Raw genomic sequence first — 17,697 nt, 5'->3', positions numbered from 1 at the left:
AGCCTCGCTTAAATTCCGCGTAAAATACGAACTATCTGTTTACTAGCATCACCATTTCCATAAGGATTACTAGCTTGACTCATTTTTTTATATTCTTCAGAATCGTCTAAAAGCATCTTAAAGTTTTGATAAATAGTCTCTTCATCAGTTCCAACCAATTTCAATGTTCCGGCAGCTACTCCTTCTGGTCTTTCTGTCGTATCTCGCATGACCAATACAGGCTTTCCTAAAGAAGGAGCCTCTTCCTGAACTCCTCCTGAATCAGTTAAAATCATGTAACTGTGATTCATGAAATTATGAAAATCAAGAACATCCAAAGGTTCAATAATCTGAATACGTTCTGTGTCTCCAAAAATTTCCGCAGCTGTTTCACGCACCAAGGGATTTTTATGAATTGGATAAATTACCTTAACATCATCATATTCATTTAAAACTCGTTTAACAGCTCTAAACATGTGTTTCATAGGTTCTCCGAGATTTTCACGTCTATGAGCAGTTAGTAGAATAAGACGGGTGTTAACGTTTAAATCTAAATCAGGATGTGTATAATCCTTTTGTACTGTAGTTGTAAGTGCATCAATAACTGTATTTCCAGTTACATAAACATTCTCTCTACCCTCTTTTAAAAGATTTTCTTTAGCCAATTCAGTTGGAGCAAAATGATAATTCGCAATAATAGAAGTCGATTGTCTATTAAATTCTTCTGGGAAGGGACTTTGCAGGTTGTAAGTTCGTAACCCAGCTTCAACATGGCCAACCTTAATTCCAAGATAAAATGCTGCCAAAGCTGCTGCATATGTTGTAGTAGTGTCACCGTGAACTAAAACAATATCTGGTTGTTCTTCTTCTAAAACAGGTTTAATTTTTTCTAAAATACTTGTTGTTATAGAGAACAAGGTTTGATTAGCTTTCATTATTTCTAAATCATAGTCTGGTTGAACTCCAAACAATTCCAAAACAGGACTAACCATCTCCTTGTGCTGACCAGTTACACAAACAACTGTTTCCATATCTGCCTGTTTTTTCAACTCATTCACTAATGGACACATTTTTATCGCTTCTGGACGTGTACCAAAAACTAGCATTATCTTCATGATTTCCTCCTAAATCAATAATTAAATTCTTTATTTGTTTATACATTTCAATTTCTGACCAATTTACTTCTTCTTTGCAATAAGAGAAAATAATTGAATCGTCACTTCCTCCTTTAATAAAAGCAGAATTACTAAATATAATGAAAAGAAAGCAACACCTGCTAGCATTAGAGAATAAAATGGTATAGTTATCGTTATCAGCTGATTCAAAATGATTAGTGGTATTGTAGAAACAACTGTTGCAATTATCACATTAACCAAACTCTTTATCGATATATTCGATACTAAATATTCTTTTGAAAAATGTAGTTGTACCATCATCTGCGACAATTCCGCAAAAAGAGTTGCGACAGAAGCACCAATAATTCCAAACTTAGGCATTAACAGTAGATTCAAAATAAGATTAATCACAGCACCAATCGTTACTGCAACCATAAAATATTTTTCTCTATTCATTGGAATCAATATTTGATTTCCTGTAATATTCGAGAAACCAGAAATAAGTAAAATTGGCATAAGTATTTGCATGGCTAAAGTCGCAGGAAGATACTGACTTCCTCCTAGTAATAAGATACTATCTTTTGCCTCTACAATAAAGAATACCATCAATGGAATCGCAATAAAAAATATAACCGCAGATGACTCCTTTAATATTTTTCTAAAATTCGAGGTGTCATTTTTACTAATATAAAATGAAAGTCTCGGTAGCAAAACTGCACTAATAGATGTAATAAGAGAAAGCAAAATCCACTTAACCTTTGATGCCACAGAATAGTATCCCACAGCCTCATTACCATTAATAAAACCGAGCATAACTGTATCTAAATTAGTATAAATATTTACCGCAAGTAATGATGCAAATAAATACCACATTGGTTTAAAATGATGTTTAAATTGTAAATTTTTATATAATTTAATATTAATGAAATGTCGGCTATGCCATAGATTTAAGATATTTGAACTTAGAGAAGAAAACAATGAAATACTAGCAAAAACAATATAATCCTCTGGCCTTTTCACAAGTAGAAAAATCAATATTAATGATAGAATTTTAAACACTACTGACCGGGTAGTAATATAAGTATATTCTTCCATTCCACTATACAACCAATTTAAGGCAAAAGGAGAAGATAAAATTGTCCCACATGTGAGCAATAAGAGTGAAAATTCTTTATTCAATTGTGTTATAAATATAGTCAAAAATAATAGTATTGCAGTTGTTATTATAGACATAGCAACGTTTATAATCATTAACTCCTGCACTACCTTTGACAACTTGCCTCTGTCATCTCTAACACTTGCTACTGCTTTGATACCATAAGTTGAAATTCCCAGAGAAGCAAGTAAAATACCATAATTCCCTATTGAACTAAAAAATGAAGTTAAACCTATACCAGTTGGATTCAATATTCTAGATATATAAGGAAAAGTGATTAATGGGAAGATGATATTTGATAGCGTCAGGACAATATTTAATAATGCATTCAACTTTATGGATTTATTCCCCATAATTTTTCAACCTCAATTTCAAATCTAAATATTTCAATAAAAATATAACTCTTGTATATAATTCTGGAATAAATAGGAAATTGACACCACCAAACAATCTATAAACGAAATCAACCCAAAGTAGATCGCTTTTCTCTCTTAATAACGTTTTTAAAGATTTTTTCGTAGTCTTAAGAGTTACTATCTCACCAAAATTTTCAACAACTTTTTCTTTTAAAGATTCAGAAAATGATTGTAACTTAGGTATATAAATACATTCTTTTTTTAGCGACATCATTAGCCATAGATTTTTTTGTTCAAAAGGGAGAAACTTCATTTTCTTATAAGCTTCCAAAATTTCTGAAAATCCAAATACTAACTCTTCTTGATAATCTTTAACTGCCTGATAAATACTCACATGTTTCTTATCATCTTCAAGAATAGGAATAATTTCACTATCTTTTTTATATTTCAAAACTGGACCATGATCTGCTACAAAAATATCTTCATAAAATTCAAAATTTCTACTCACAATATCATAAAATTCCGATTTATTTGGATAATCAGAAAATAATAAACCAGTTTTATCCGTTTTATTTTCTACTGAGTAAACATTAAGCATCAATCCTAGATAATAACCTACTATTCTCTTATCTGGAAGAGCCTTTTTGATACTATCTTGTATCGTTCCTTTCCAACCCACATCGACTAAATATACTTCATTTTGGTTTTTAGTTAAACGTTCTATATAATCACGTAGTAATTGACTGTCTTTTTTCTCTTTATTGAACTTCGTAATGAACTGAGGATGTTTTTTTAGTTTCTCTAATAAATGATCGTCTACTGTTAATACATATGTTGGTTTCTCTTTTAAATCTTGACAAATCAATATGATTTCATTATCAGAAAAGTTTAAATTTAACAAGAAATTTTGTAATGTAATTTTTTTATATTGGCGAAAAATCATCTCAAATTCTTCATCCTCTAAAGAAGTAAAAGAAGAATATAATGTCGATCGTCTAGAAACATAAAAATATTCTGTACAAATCTTTTGATTTTTCTCAAAAAAAGTATCTTGATATATATCAAAAAGTCTTTTCAATAACTGTCCTTCTCTTGAGCAAAAGAGTGCTATTTGAACATCATCTTGAATCATCTTTTTATGCAATTTCGAAATAAAGAATACGATGTCAGCTAAAAAAATATTAAACGGTGCTTTTTTACTGTTAGAAAATAAAATTTGATTATAGAGTCTTACCAACTCTTTCTCTGCTACTGTTGTATTTTTATCTATGCATTGTCTATAAATAGCATTTAATCCTAGAGAACGTGGCACTTCATAATCAGATTTATAATTATCTCCTATCATGGTAATTTCTATAGGTTTTAAGCCTAATTCTTTTAAAATTAACTTATATAAATTTCCTGTGGATTTACGGCAAGCTTTCTCACTCGAAATATAGATAGAAGAGAAATAATCCAAAATTTCAAACTTTTTTAATACAGTTTCTATTAATTCTTTATCAGTATAAAAATCAGAAACTAAAATAATCTGTTTTGAATCACTTTTCAATCTTTTTAAAACTTCTTGAATCTCCGAATCCAAGTAAATATGTTGTAATTCAATTTTCAACTCTAGAGTTTTAGCTCTATGAATAAACTCTTCTTTTGATAAAATTTTTATCTTATCTTTAATTTTATCGTATATTCCAGACAAAAGATCTGTATAACACATTTCTTCAGTGCCTAACTCTTTATTGTTTTCGACACTTTTTCTAATCTGGTATAATATTGCAGGAGATACATCAAAATTCAGCTCCAAAGCCATTTCCTTAGCCCACTGATACAAAGTTTGCTCAGGATGACAATTCCTATGTACAACAGTATCAAAAAAATCAAATGCAACTATTTTTGTTTTTATTTGAGATATATCAAACACTTCCATGTTTCACCTAACTATTTAAAATTATGATCCTATAATGACCACTCTATTTGCTTATTTAATCTAATTATCTTGGTACATCTACAGTTATAAGCAGTAACTCATTCGTTTATGAAAATAAATGGGTAGGATGGATCAATTCTATTAAACACACCATCTAAATATGATTTATACTTTCTTTTAGAACAATCCCTTCTCGAGAAACAATGATAAAGTTGTTGCATGAATAAATAGATCAAGAAAACAGTATACCTTAGTTTACTATTTACATTTCTACGAACAAATACAACTCTATTTCTCGCCATTAAATATTCTTGAAGTCCATTGACCGCTTTTATAGAGACCGAACCTTTATGATAAACATAACTTTGAGTAAGACATATATTCTTATAGCCTAATTTTTTAGCTCTATAACACCATTCTGTTTCTTCATAAAATAGAAAATAGCTTTCAGGTATATATCCAATAATTTTCAAGATAGAGGTTTTAAACATCAAACATGCTCCCCCAATATAGTCACTTTCGATTTTAGAAGGAAGTTTGTCTCTCTGAGCACCATGATTTTTTAAAGTTACAATTCCTCTATTAATAAAAATATCACCACCTGTAGATTGTACCAAGTTATTATTTTTATATTCAACTAACACTGGACTAACAAAAGCAACAGAGGAATCATCTTCTAGTTCTCGTTTACACGATTCCAAAAAATCAACTTCAATTAGTGTATCGTTGTTTAATATACAAATGTAATCATATCCATTATCCTCAGCATACTTTATTCCAATATTGTTTCCATTCGCATATCCTCTATTTTCTAAACTAGTAATAATCTTAATAGGGGATAGCGCCCTAGATAACTCTTTGACACTATCATTAACCGAATTATTATCTACAATCACGATGTCATACTCATTTGAATTTATAGTACTTCTCAAACTTTGTACACATTCAATCGTATCTTCATAATTATTATAATTGAGAATAACTATACATACTTTATCCATTATACACCTAATTTTCTATGTCATTTTTTAGCCTATAGTCATAGTAGAATATTAATGCAAGAACAATTGCCAATGAGAAACTTCTCTGCGCTCCAAAGATATTTAAAGAAATTGAAGTAATTATTAAATTAGTTAAGAGTGCAATAAAAAAGGCTCGGTCAACTCTATATTTATCATTTGACATTCTTAGAATTAAATTAATTATCTTATAAAATATATAACCATACATAAAAATTGCAGCTACACCAAATTGAACGAATAACTCTAAAAAACCTAAATCATCTAGATACATCTTAACGGCACCTGGCCCAGCCAAAATAAAATTACTATTTATGTTGCTTGATGTTAGAATTCCAACCCCAAGTTTCCATACATCATTAGCTAATAAACCAAGATAGTATTTCAACTCCCAGTATCTAAATCCTAACCCCATATCAAATGATCCAGTGTCGATATTTAAATATGCTTTAATATAATCCAATCCACCTCCATAAACGAATACTATAATTACAGTTATAAAACTTAAAGAGGTGAGCAATCTAGAAGTTCTTCTAGAATATACAAACATGAGAAAAATTGAAATCAAAACAGAAACCAGTAGCATCCTTGTCTGATTTACAAATGTTATATACATTAATATCGAGAATAAATAATAAAAGTATTTCCTGTTTCCAAATTTAAAATAGAAAAAAGTGGAGATTAACAAACCTATTATAATTAATGGTGTTCCATCTATTCGTACAGAAAATTCATTTCGATACCACAAATCTCCGAATTCTCTTAAAATAGATGGAAATAGTTCAAATTGAAATACTGTATATAAAAACCATGTGAATGCTCTAATCCCAAGAGAAAACATAAAAATATTGAGTGTATTATCTAAAATTTTTCTCATGTTTTCTTGTTTGTTCTTAAAAAGGTAAATCAATACAAAAAATAGAAAAATCCATATATATTGTCGGGATGCCAAAAAAATATTACTCACACTATAATTATAAAGAGTTTTAGCTCTTGATATCTCGTATATAATACATATAGATAAAAAAGTACCATAGATAAAAGCTGATTTAGAAATTCTTTTAGCATTAACAATCAGTATAGGAATCATTAAAAATAAGAGTGCAATAGATAAAATAGTTAATAAGTTTCTGTGCCAATATAAGTTGAGGGAAAACATAAGAAACATTCCCACTGATAGCATCACTGTAAAATAGTATAGAATCTCTATAAATTCAAACTTCTGTCTCTTCATTCATCTCTCCACAAAAAATTACAACTGATTAATCAGCTGATGAATCATCTCCGCTCTTTTTTCCCAAGTATTACTTTTCAAAAAATCTTCTCTAGCTATACTGTCATATTTCAAATTATTATTTTCAATCAATTGCACCAGATTCATTTGGTAATCTGAATAATTTGAATACATGTATACAAATGGTTCAAATCTCAGAATTTCCTTATAACATACCGTAAGTATATTTTTGCTAAAGTTAATATATTCATATAACTTAACCGGATCCACTGCTTCAACAATATCATTAATTTGAAACGGCATAATAAGAACATCTGCATTCTCAATATACTGATAAATCTTCTTGTGTGGTACACTTCCTAAATAATGAATTCTATCATGTTCAGGAATAACAGCTTTGCTAATCGGACCAATCAACTTATATTCAATATTATCAAAATCTTCTAAACTTCGTAAAATGATATCAAAATCAAACCAATGACTGATAGTTCCAACATATGCAAGTACAAGCTTTTGGTTATTCTTTTTATGCTGAGTAGGAATGCTTAAGATTTTACCATTATAACCATTTCTAACCACCACTATTTTATCAACCTGTTCTTCCAAGTTATAATCAGAAATAATATTTTCTCTTAATTTCTCACTCGAAACTAAGATTAAATTAGCTCTATTGACCAGTTTCTCTTCTAAATCCTTTAATCGCTGGCGTTCTTCTCTATCTTCTATAAAAGCCACATGATAATCCATACAATCATATATTATTTTTTGTTCTGAATTGTCTACAAGAGATGCAAACTGCATTGGATTTGTCAAATATACATATTCTGGTTTAAAAGCCTTAACTTTTCTTCGAATATTCCAAGCAACAATTTTATCATTCAGTTGCTTTAGTTTAGGTGATCTATTAACAAAAGGTAAGGCATAAATACGTGATATATTTGTAATGTTAGTATTTCTATCCTCAGTCAATCCTTTTCTATTATACCAATAGCGATACAGAACTAGTATCTCATAAAAATTAGATAAGCTTTCTGCAATAAATTGTGGACGCTGTTTTATCCAATTCCAATCAACATTTGTCACATATAAAATTTTTTTCATCTTTTTTTTATTCATTTTTAATAATTACCGACTAATTTTATTTTTCTCCATTAAAGTTAAAAAATAACTAGTGGATTCAAAGTTGCATTTGTTTGAAAACAAAGTTTTTTCTACTAAGTTTGTATAAACCTGATTAGTTGCAACATTTTGATGGTGCAATACCTTAATCTTCGGTGTGTAAATTCTCTTGTATCCTTTTAATTCAGCTTCATAATCTAATATCTCTGTTTCATAATAGAAGAAGGTGTTAGGGTTAAAAGCATACTCCTCTTTTTCGATAAAATCTCTCGAATATACAATAAACGAACCATGAAGAATTGGATTTTCTACCTGTTTTCTATAGTCTACTGATCCTTTTTTACGTCTATTTTGATAGATTGCTGTTCGAAGAGCTTTACTAGCTTTCAACCAACATTTGATTTTTAAAGCAAGACTAACTTGGCTCCCTTTTTTAAATTTTTCATTTAGAGCTTTAACTTCTTCATAAGTATAATGTGTCAACCGTTTTGGGTTTTGGTGAAGTTGGTAAGTAGTCGAGAAGATATCTGGCCCGAGCAAATGGAATTTCTCCTCACTATAGATATCTGTCACGATTTTTTCAAAATCTTCTGTTTCTATCTCAATATCGTTATTCATGATAACCATGAAATCGGGGTTATACTTTTCCTTAGCAAATTGATAAGCTACATTATTTCCACGAGCAAAACCAGCATTTTCATGGTTAATCAAAACATCAATTTCTGAATCTGATTCATAAAGCTCTTGTAGTTTTTCACCAGTACCATTATTAGAGAAATTATCAATAATAACGATTTGCTTTGCATTAGAATTGCCTTCTTTTATAGATTTAACACAAGAAATAGTTTCTTCTAAGACTTTGTAATGCAAAATAATATAACAAAACAAATTAGTGTCCTCCTAAATGCGATTTCTTTTCATCATCACTAGGCTCTTCGTGAAGATAGTTTTCTCCGTAAAGTCTTTTAAGGTAGCGGTCATACTCCGTTGGAACTTTAAAAAAGGTATCCTCAAAAGGCTTCTCTACTCCTTCTCCCCAAATCTCTACCGGCATAACTTCTTTAGCAAATAAAGAAGCATTGATAGTCCCAGCATACTGCTGCTTTTTCCAATCATACTTTTTATAGAGATTATCTAAACGTCTGTATACAGAATTTTGAGGAAATAGTTTTGCAAATCCTAGTTTTTTAAAGAAACCAATAATTAGTTTTTGCTTAGCGGAATGCATATCCACATGGTCGCCAACATAGGTTGTTCCTAAACTTGCTAAAAAACGATACCAGTATACTTTACCAAAGTAAAGCTTTCTTAAAAACGAATGATTTGGGGCACCGTCCAAAGGAATGATATCAATCAAATGCAATCCTAAATTTGTATTTCGTGGCAAGCCCAAACGTTTTCTTTCATTTTCCAAAAGGAATAGGCGAGGAAAGTAGCAATGCAAAGTGTCGCAATATTGATAAGCAAGAACCTGATATTTGCCTGCGATAATTCTATCCTTAAAAATTTCCGGAAGTCTATCGTAGCCTTCACGAGGTACTGCGATATCCATATCGTCATCCCATGGAATAAAGCCATCGTATTTGACTGCCCCAAGTACACTACCTCCACGGAGGAAAAAGTCTATATTATTCTCTTTACAAATTTTTTGAAACTCTTTTATAGCATCTAATTCAACTTGCTGAATCAATTTTACCATTTCTGTTTGGTTCAATATTTTACACCTCTTTTTGCTTTTAAAACTTTTCCTATGAATGAAACATTCCCTACAAAATAACGCTTAAAGAGGCGTTTAGGCTCATTTGCTACACGAAACAACCACTCAAGGTTTGACTTTTGCATCCATAGAGGTGCTCGTTGGATATGACCAGACAAGACATCAAAACTACCACCAACTCCCATAAATACCGAATTGACACCGTTATCCATAAATTTTTGAATAATATATTCTTTTTTAGGAGACGTAATGCCAACAAACACAAAATCAGGGTTCTTTTCACGAATATCTTCTTGAATATCTTGCTCATCATCTGCAGAAAAATAACCATTTCTGTATCCAACAACTATCAAATTAGGATAATCATTCTTAAATGCTTTGAGCATATCTTGCAAAACCTCTTCTTTTGCTCCAAAAAAGTATACTGAATATCCTTTATTATTCGATAACTCTAAAAGAGATTGCATCAAATCAATCCCTGCTACTCGTTCAGGAACAGGTGTTCCTAAAAACTTACTTGCAAGAACAACGGAAGCGCCGTCGGCATTTATGATTCCTGAGTCATTAACAATTTTTTTGATTTTCTCATCTGTATGGCACTGATTAATTTTATCAGCATTAACTCCCATTAAGTGTAATGCTCTTTTCCCCAGTACGTATTGTTCAACAGCATCCACTGTTTCCCTCATCGTAAGAGGATCAATGTTAATACCTAAAACTTTGATTCTATTTGTCATCCCTTACTTCGCTCCATCTCTCATCAATACAACTTTTACAGTTTTTAGCAATATTTCAAAATCTTTCCAGATGGTCCAATCATCGATATAAGCCACATCCAGTTTCACGACTTCATCGAAGTTTGTAATTTCACTTCGACCACTAATTTGCCACAGACCTGTAATACCAGGTTTGAAACTGAGACGACGTTTTTGTTCAGGTGTGTATTTTTCGTACTCATCTACAGTTGGTGGGCGTGTACCGACCAGACTCATGTCTCCAATTAAAACATTCCAAAATTGTGGTAATTCATCCAGGCTGGTTTTTCGGATAAATTGTCCGATCTTAGTCACTCGAGGATCGTTATCAATTTTAAACATACCACCTTGCATGGTATTTTGATCCATCAACTGCTCCTTGATGGCTTCTGCATCGACTCGCATCGAGCGGAATTTATAAAAGGTAAAGTGACGACCATTTTTTCCGACACGAGTTTGTGAAAAGATTGCAGGTCCGCCATCTTTACGAATCATGGGAACTAGAAATAGACTAGCAATTCCACAAAGGATCAACCCAACGATAGCACCACAAATGTCAAGGATGCGTTTGGCAATGACATGGCTCGGATTGTAAAAATTTGTAGAAAATGTCACTACGTTCAAGCCCGCCATCTCATGGATTTGTTTATCACGACCTAAGTTTTTGTCGAAAGCATTGAGATTGACTGTGACAGCGATTCCCATGGTTTCAAACTGAGAAATAAGAGCTCCAATGTCGTAGTCTTCACTTGGAAGATTGACAAAGACTTCATCCACTACCTCGTGCGTTGCATAAGAGATCAACTGTTCCCTCGGAACAACCGTCACCTTTTCATGAGTAAAGTCTGGCATGTCTAAAACACTGACTGCAACCAGTTTCCCTTGAACATCGTTAGCGGTTAACAAACGGTCCAACACTTTTTCAGTACGTGATGTCGCTGTGATCAACAAAATATTACGACTGCTCTTCAAATTATGGTTAAAGGTTTTCCAATAACGCTTCAAAAAGAAACAGAGGAGATAATTCAAAACACCATACAAAGAAAGTAAATAGAGCATCCCTCGTCTAGAAATCACAAATTTTTCTTTTAAGAAGAAACTTGAAAAACTAATCAACAAGGCATAAAAGAGGATGTATTTAATCGTTTCTACTAGCTCAACATACTGGCCTCGTTTGAAAAAATCTTTACCATAATCACTAATGTAGAAGGCTGCAAAGTGAAGAAAAAATAAGACGAATACTGTATTTGGAACAATATCAGTTTCTGAAATTGCAATCAGTATATAAGCTAATACACTAACAAGTATACTCTGTAAGAATGCCAGAGTTACATTGTAGAAAACCCTTCCTTCCATACTGGACTCCCTAACTTCATTTTATCTTTTTTCATAATTGCCATAGCCACCATAAGAACCATATTTTTCACGTTGAACATCAAATTTATTCAAAACTACACCTAGAAATGGTTTCCCAGTGTGTTCTAACTGACTTTTAGCTTTTTGCACTTCTCTTCGTTTTGCCACACCAGCTTCAGTAACTAAAATGGATGCATCACATTTTTGTACAATAATGGCTGCATCAATTACAACCCCTATAGGTGCAGTATCGACGATAATATAGTCAAAATATTTGCGTAAAGTCTCAATCATTTTTTCAAAGTTGGCGCTTTGTAAGAGAGCCGTTGGATTCGGTGAAACTGCTCCTGATTGAACTACAAATAAATTTTCAACGTCTGTTTCACAGAGACCATGTGACAAATCCTGAGTCCCAGCTAGATAATCTGTCAAACCAGTGATTTTTTCTCTTGACTTGAATACTCCAGACATGACTGAATTTCGGATGTCGGCATCAATCAATAGCGTTTTGTAGCCTGCACGCGCAAAAGCCCAAGCGATATTTGTAGAAGTTGTAGATTTTCCTTCACTCGGATCGACCGATGTAACTGCAATAACCTTTAAGTTATTCCCACTCAGTTGTATATTTGTACGTAAAGCATTGTAATACTCTTCCGCCTTTTTTAAAGAGTTCAGTTTTTGTTGTGCTAATTCTAACTTTACCATATGTTCTCCCTTACTTTAATTTATTCAGGTCTGGAATGACTCCAAGGAGTGAGATTTTCATAACATCTTCGATATCTTCTGGACGTTTAACACGGTCGTCTAGAAGTTCAACCAATAGAACCACAACAATCACCAAGCCTGCACCAGCACCGATTCCCATTAAGGTATTGCGACGGATATTTGGTGATGAAGGACCAGTAGCTGGACGTGCTTCTTCAAGAGTCGTTACGTCCGAAACTCGAGTAACTGCGATAATTTTTTGTGCTGCAACGTCTCGCAGTGCATTTGCAATACGACTAGCTTCGTCAGGTTTATGATCACTAACTGAAATAGATACGATACGTGTATCTGCAGGGACCGTTACTTGAACCTTTTTAGCCAATGCTTTTGCATTAACGTTCAAGCCAAGATCAGCAACTACTTTCTCTAGGACATCTTGAGATAGAATGATTTCACGATAGTCCTTGACCAAGTAGGCCCCTGCTTGTAAGTCCTGATTTGTTAGTCCTGCTTTATCGTTTTGATTTCGATTGACCACATAGATTCGCGTTGTACTTCTATACTCAGGTTTGACCACAAAACTACTATACGCAAATGCAGCAGCTCCTGCTACGATGGCTACAAGAAGGATTAGCAATTTCTTTTTCCATAGCGCCTTTAATAACTGAATAACGTTGATTTCAATAGTATCTTGTTCTTTCATTTTAACTCCTATATTATTTGATCTTTAATGACTTTTTGGGGATTTTCCACAAAGAGTTCCCGAGCCTTATCTTGGCCATATTTTTTGCTCACTAACTCATAAGCCTCTCGCATATAAGGTGGACGCCCCTCTAGATTATGCATATCACTAGCAACTATATGGACCAAATCCCTCTCTAAGAAATAGCGAGCACGCTTTTTCATGAATTTATAGGTATCGCCAAACAGTTTTGGTTTGAGGACACTTGAACTATTGACCTGGGTATAACATCCCATGTTGATGAGGTCGTGCACCCTTTTTTCATTATTTTCCAAAGCATCATAACGTTCTATATGGGCAATAACAGGGGTTATTCCCAACATCAAAATATTGGTCAATGCGCTATGGATTTCACGATAAGGGGTATTCATACTAAATTCTATCAAGGCATAGCGAGTGCCATTTAATTGAGGAATCTGTTGATTCTCTAATTTGTTTAAAGCATCACTGCTGTAATAGATTTCTGCTCCATACAAGATGGTTAAGTCGGGAGCAATTTCTTTAGCCAATTCCTTGACAACTTTAAAATTTCTTGCAATGTCCTCTTCTGGTGTTTCAAACATCCCCTTCCGACGATGAGAAGTCGAAACGATGGTACGAACTCCTTGAGCATAAGCTTCCTTCAGGAGGGCTATACTCTCTGCCTTATTCTTCGGACCATCATCTACATCAAAAACTATGTGTGAATGGATGTCAATCATCTTATTTTCCTTCCATGATATCTTTGATCTCTGTTTTGAGTGTCTCTAAGCTATTTGGATCGACCTCTAGCATATAAAGGCTGCTGTCAGGCATGGCATAGGAAGGAAGATCCATACGACCAGTTCCCTTTAGATCTCGAGTGATGACAGTATATTTCCCTCCACTTGCTAGTTGGGCATTTACTAAGCTAACCATGGTTTCAGGAGGCATATTGGTTTGTACAGAATCTTGCAGACTTTGCATAATACTATCAAAATTCTTCAAGGCTTCTGCTGAAGTTAGTTTTTGAATAATAGCAGCGATGACTTTTTGTTGATTACGCCCACGATCTCCATCACCATTGGTCAAGGAATAACGTTCACGAACAAAGCCTAGAGCCTGCTCAGAGTTTAGATGAACATTTCCAACAGGGAAGTGATAGTTCCCATGAAGCGATGTGAAGTCTTGATCATTATAAACATCAACACCACCTAAGAGATCAATCAATTTCAAGAAGGAGGTGAAGTTAAGTCGTGCATAGTAATTCAGATCAATTCCATAGAGATTTTCTAATGTATGAATGGAAGCATCCACGCCGTAAATACCTGCATGGGTCAATTTATCATTTTGATTGTTTCCACCGTCAGCTATGGGCACATAAGCATCACGAGGTGTCGTTGTCAGGAGAATTTTCTTGGTTTCTTGATTGACCGTCATGATGATATTGACATCCGAACGAGAAACGGAGCTAATCGGTCCGTATGTATCAATCCCACTAATATAGATATTAAATGCCTTGTTTTGAGAAACCTTAGGTGCCTCAACAGTCTTGGTTAGTTCTTTGGTATAAATCTTCTTGATCTTTTTGGCATGATCTGGGTACTCTTGCTCTATCAGATTTTCAAAGACACTGTTCAAAACGATTGCCTTGGTCTCTCCAGCCAGCAAACTCTTATAAGCAGCAAGATAGGAAGCACTCTCTTCAACCGTTAAGTCTTTACTCTGACTTGTCTTAATATCATCGAGCAGTTTTTTAATATTTTCTGCATCTGTTTTGGTCGGAGCCGTCACACTGGATAATTCCGAGACATTTCCAATCTCGCTATCCGCCAAAACTGCAACACTGATAGAGTAACTAGAATAGTTAGATGTCGCATTGAGTTGATTTGCTAGGCTGAGAAATTGATGAACTCCAATCAAAGAAATGGAACTAACAAAGACCGACACTAATAGTAAAATCATGGTGAAGATCTTAGCTTTTCTTTTTAGAATCAAAAGCAAGGCTATTAGCGCAAGCAGGATCATAACGATCGCTATAAAGACATTGGCATAGCTAATTGCTAAAATATGATATCTGAATATTAAAAACAACAAAAAACAAGCAAGCACTATATATACAAACAACAAAATAATATTGATGCTTTGTTGAAACTTGCTCGTTTTGCTTTCTTTTGAATGTCTACTCAACTTACACCTCTACAAAGTATTTTTCATTTTCATTATATCACAAAGTATTGCTGGATACCATCAACACATGTTAAGTAACCGTTTTTATTCACCTTAAAAACATGAATAGTAAATTCCAATGATAAAATGGCTAAAATGTCGCTTGAAAGAGGTATCTAATCTAAAAAAGACGGGGTTATAAACTGTTAAATCAAACCTCGACTTCCTAGTTCCAAATCTACGATGTTTTAACAATCGACTGGGTTATCAAATATTGTAAGTAAGGAATACAAGATTTTCCCCCAAAAAAGATTTCTAGAATCCAAAAAATTAACAAAAAAATCCAACCAGCTGTCACATCGAAAACTTATCGCTAATAAAAAGTAAGGCTGGGATGTTTGTCCCAACCTCTTCTTATGTTTATTTCACGTGACTTTCAAAGTCTTTTTGACTCTTTTCGACAGAATTTTTACGTTCTTGTTCCCATTTAGCCTTGGCGTCAGCAAATTGAGAGCTTGTAACAACATCTGTCTGTAATCTCATGTATTTGTAGTTGCTTCCAGTTCCTTTGATACCAACTAGTGAGTAAGCGCGTGTAAATGGTGTCACACGAGTCACTGAAGCACCACCACCGTTTGACACAACTGGGATTAGAAGGGAACTATCAATCAACCAAGCTTGTGCATCTGCGTAGTTTTCATAGCGTTTAGCTACGTCTGTATTTTCTGCATCTGCTGTTTTTAATTTTTGAGTATATTGGTCCAATCCGATACTTGTAATCTTATCAGCATCCTTGCTCGGATCAAGTCCCAAAATCTTGAGATAGAATCCATCTTCAGCGTTGAAAGGATTGAGGTAAGTTGAAGGATCTTGGTAGTCAGCTGACCATCCATCCAAGTTCAAATCATAGTCATGATCAGCTGGAGTTGGTGCTTGAACTGTTGCATTTATATAATCATCTGTCGACAATTGGATAACATCAACCACTACATTTTCAGAACCGAGCGTTGATTCGATTGATTGTTTGATTGAGTTTGTTCCAGAAAGCAAGGTCTTGTTAACCTGGTCTACAGGCAAGTCCAAATGAATTGGGAAGCTCACACCTTGAGCTTCTAATTCTTTCTTAGCTTCTGCAAACTTAGCTTGCGCTTTTTCTTTGTTGAAATAACCATCTTGAGCATCTTCAAGATTCATATTTGACCATTGTGTACCATAGTTGACCAATTTTGAAGCAACTGTTTCACCAAAAGTCTTGTCTCCAACTTGTACGAAAGTTGGTGGTACAAGCGAGTTACGAAGAGTGTTCTTAGCTGCTTCTTCACCATTTGATTGAGCTGAGTAGGCTGTACGATCAATGGCGAAGTTAACTGCCTGACGGAAGTTTTTATTCAAAACTGCAGCTTGAGTTGCTTGTTTTTGTTCATCGCTTGTTTTTGCAGTATAGTTATAAGCACCACGGTTGACGTTAAAGTTATAGTACCAAGATGTTGCATCTTGCAAGCTATAAACGATATTGTCCTTGTATTTTTCCTTTGTCTTAGCGAAGTTTGAGCTATTTGGATAAACACCTGCAGATGAGTAAGCACCACTTTCAAAGTTACGAATTGTCAAGTCTTGGTCTGAACCATCAAAGTAGGCCAATTTTACCTTTTCAATCGTTACTTTTTCTTGGTCATAGTAATGTGGGTTTTTCACATATTCGATAGAAGACTTAGATGTAAAATCTTTTAACAAATATGGTCCGCTATAAAGAATGCTGTCAGGTTTCAAAGTTCCGAAGTCTTTACCTTTAGAAGCAAGGAATTCTTCGTTTACAGGGAATAAGATACTGTTGGTTGTTTTTGAGTTCCAGAATGGTTCTGGTCGTGTCAAGGTATATTGGACAGTATAGTCATCTAAGGCTTTGACACCAACATTTGAGAAGTCAGTATTTGCACCTGTTACATAATCATCCAAGCCCTTGATAGAGTTCTGAATCAAGTCCAAGGCTTGTCCCTTGTTGTCAGCAGCATACTTGATACCAGTTACAAAGTCTTGTGCTTTAAGGGGAGCGTATTCTTCACCGTCAGCTGTAAACCACTTGGCATCTTGGCGAAGTTTGTAGGTATAAGTTAAACCATCCTTAGAAACACTCCAATCTTCTGCAAGGGCAGGAATGAGGTTTCCATAGTTATCATTTTCAAGCAAACCATCTACCAAGTTGGTTACAATAGCAGTGTTATCACCAGCGTAGTCCAAGAGATAGTTGAAGGTTGTTGGATCTGCACCAAAGGTAGACGAGTATGTTTTGCCGTCTGTTGCTGACTGGCCACATGCTGTCAATAGGACCGCAGCAGCCAGTGTCAACCCCGCTCCAATCAAACGTTTTTTAAGTTTCATGTTTTATTTCTCCTCAT

Annotated in this window: 15 protein-coding genes; all 15 read right to left on the bottom strand. The window is 33.8% G+C overall.

Annotation, left to right across the window (positions count from 1 at the left end):
• Positions 1-8: 8 nt before the first annotated feature.
• Positions 9-1,097 carry a non-hydrolyzing UDP-N-acetylglucosamine 2-epimerase gene (gene wecB, locus QM460_RS07590; protein WP_301560062.1) on the bottom strand — a complete coding sequence of 363 codons (1,089 nt, stop codon included), beginning with the start codon at positions 1,095-1,097 and terminating at the stop codon, positions 9-11.
• A 60-nt stretch (positions 1,098-1,157) separates the two neighbouring features.
• Positions 1,158-2,603 (bottom strand): flippase, encoded by a 1,446-nt coding sequence (locus QM460_RS07585; RefSeq protein ID WP_414289703.1) that lies wholly within the window; start codon positions 2,601-2,603, stop codon positions 1,158-1,160.
• Positions 2,593-4,527: an HAD-IA family hydrolase gene (locus QM460_RS07580; protein ID WP_414289702.1), complete on the bottom strand. Its 1,935-nt coding sequence runs from the start codon at positions 4,525-4,527 to the stop codon at positions 2,593-2,595. The genes QM460_RS07585 and QM460_RS07580 overlap by 11 nt, the downstream gene beginning before the upstream one ends.
• A gap of 98 nt (positions 4,528-4,625) precedes the next feature.
• Positions 4,626-5,528, bottom strand: a complete 903-nt coding sequence (locus QM460_RS07575) for a glycosyltransferase family 2 protein (protein WP_223140550.1) — start codon at positions 5,526-5,528, stop codon at positions 4,626-4,628.
• A gap of 7 nt (positions 5,529-5,535) precedes the next feature.
• Positions 5,536-6,423 carry a polymerase gene (locus QM460_RS07570; protein ID WP_414289701.1) on the bottom strand — a complete coding sequence of 296 codons (888 nt, stop codon included), beginning with the start codon at positions 6,421-6,423 and terminating at the stop codon, positions 5,536-5,538.
• A gap of 375 nt (positions 6,424-6,798) precedes the next feature.
• The gene (locus tag QM460_RS07565) at positions 6,799-7,881 is read right to left on the bottom strand and encodes a glycosyltransferase (RefSeq protein WP_414289700.1); all 1,083 of its coding nucleotides are present in this window, start codon (positions 7,879-7,881) and stop codon (positions 6,799-6,801) included.
• Between the two features lie 24 nt (positions 7,882-7,905).
• Entirely contained in the window at positions 7,906-8,787 is an 882-nt protein-coding gene (locus QM460_RS07560) for a glycosyltransferase (RefSeq protein WP_049530530.1), read from the bottom strand.
• Position 8,788: 1 nt separating this feature from the next.
• Positions 8,789-9,613 carry a LicD family protein gene (locus tag QM460_RS07555; RefSeq protein ID WP_414289699.1) on the bottom strand — a complete coding sequence of 275 codons (825 nt, stop codon included), beginning with the start codon at positions 9,611-9,613 and terminating at the stop codon, positions 8,789-8,791.
• On the bottom strand, positions 9,610-10,353 hold the full coding sequence (locus tag QM460_RS07550) for a WecB/TagA/CpsF family glycosyltransferase (RefSeq protein ID WP_414289698.1): 744 nt from the start codon (positions 10,351-10,353) through the stop codon (positions 9,610-9,612). Before QM460_RS07550 ends, QM460_RS07555 begins: the two co-directional genes overlap by 4 nt.
• A gap of 3 nt (positions 10,354-10,356) precedes the next feature.
• Positions 10,357-11,727 carry a sugar transferase gene (locus QM460_RS07545; RefSeq protein ID WP_301560042.1) on the bottom strand — a complete coding sequence of 457 codons (1,371 nt, stop codon included), beginning with the start codon at positions 11,725-11,727 and terminating at the stop codon, positions 10,357-10,359.
• A 21-nt stretch (positions 11,728-11,748) separates the two neighbouring features.
• Complete coding sequence (locus QM460_RS07540; RefSeq protein WP_414289697.1) at positions 11,749-12,432, bottom strand: tyrosine-protein kinase; 684 nt, start codon at positions 12,430-12,432, stop codon at positions 11,749-11,751.
• A 10-nt stretch (positions 12,433-12,442) separates the two neighbouring features.
• Complete coding sequence (locus QM460_RS07535; RefSeq protein WP_414289696.1) at positions 12,443-13,135, bottom strand: CspC family polysaccharide chain length determinant protein; 693 nt, start codon at positions 13,133-13,135, stop codon at positions 12,443-12,445.
• An 8-nt stretch (positions 13,136-13,143) separates the two neighbouring features.
• Complete coding sequence (gene cps4B, locus QM460_RS07530; protein WP_414289695.1) at positions 13,144-13,875, bottom strand: capsular polysaccharide biosynthesis protein Cps4B; 732 nt, start codon at positions 13,873-13,875, stop codon at positions 13,144-13,146.
• Position 13,876: 1 nt separating this feature from the next.
• Complete coding sequence (locus tag QM460_RS07525) at positions 13,877-15,322, bottom strand: LCP family protein (protein WP_414289694.1); 1,446 nt, start codon at positions 15,320-15,322, stop codon at positions 13,877-13,879.
• Between the two features lie 399 nt (positions 15,323-15,721).
• Positions 15,722-17,680 carry a peptide ABC transporter substrate-binding protein gene (locus QM460_RS07520; protein ID WP_414289693.1) on the bottom strand — a complete coding sequence of 653 codons (1,959 nt, stop codon included), beginning with the start codon at positions 17,678-17,680 and terminating at the stop codon, positions 15,722-15,724.
• Positions 17,681-17,697: the final 17 nt, after the last annotated feature.

This window comes from Streptococcus infantis, from assembly GCF_047464415.1.
Classification (GTDB): domain Bacteria; phylum Bacillota; class Bacilli; order Lactobacillales; family Streptococcaceae; genus Streptococcus; species Streptococcus infantis_AE.
Note: the sequence above shows the minus strand (reverse complement) of the source record. Positions and strands in the feature narration are given on the sequence as shown.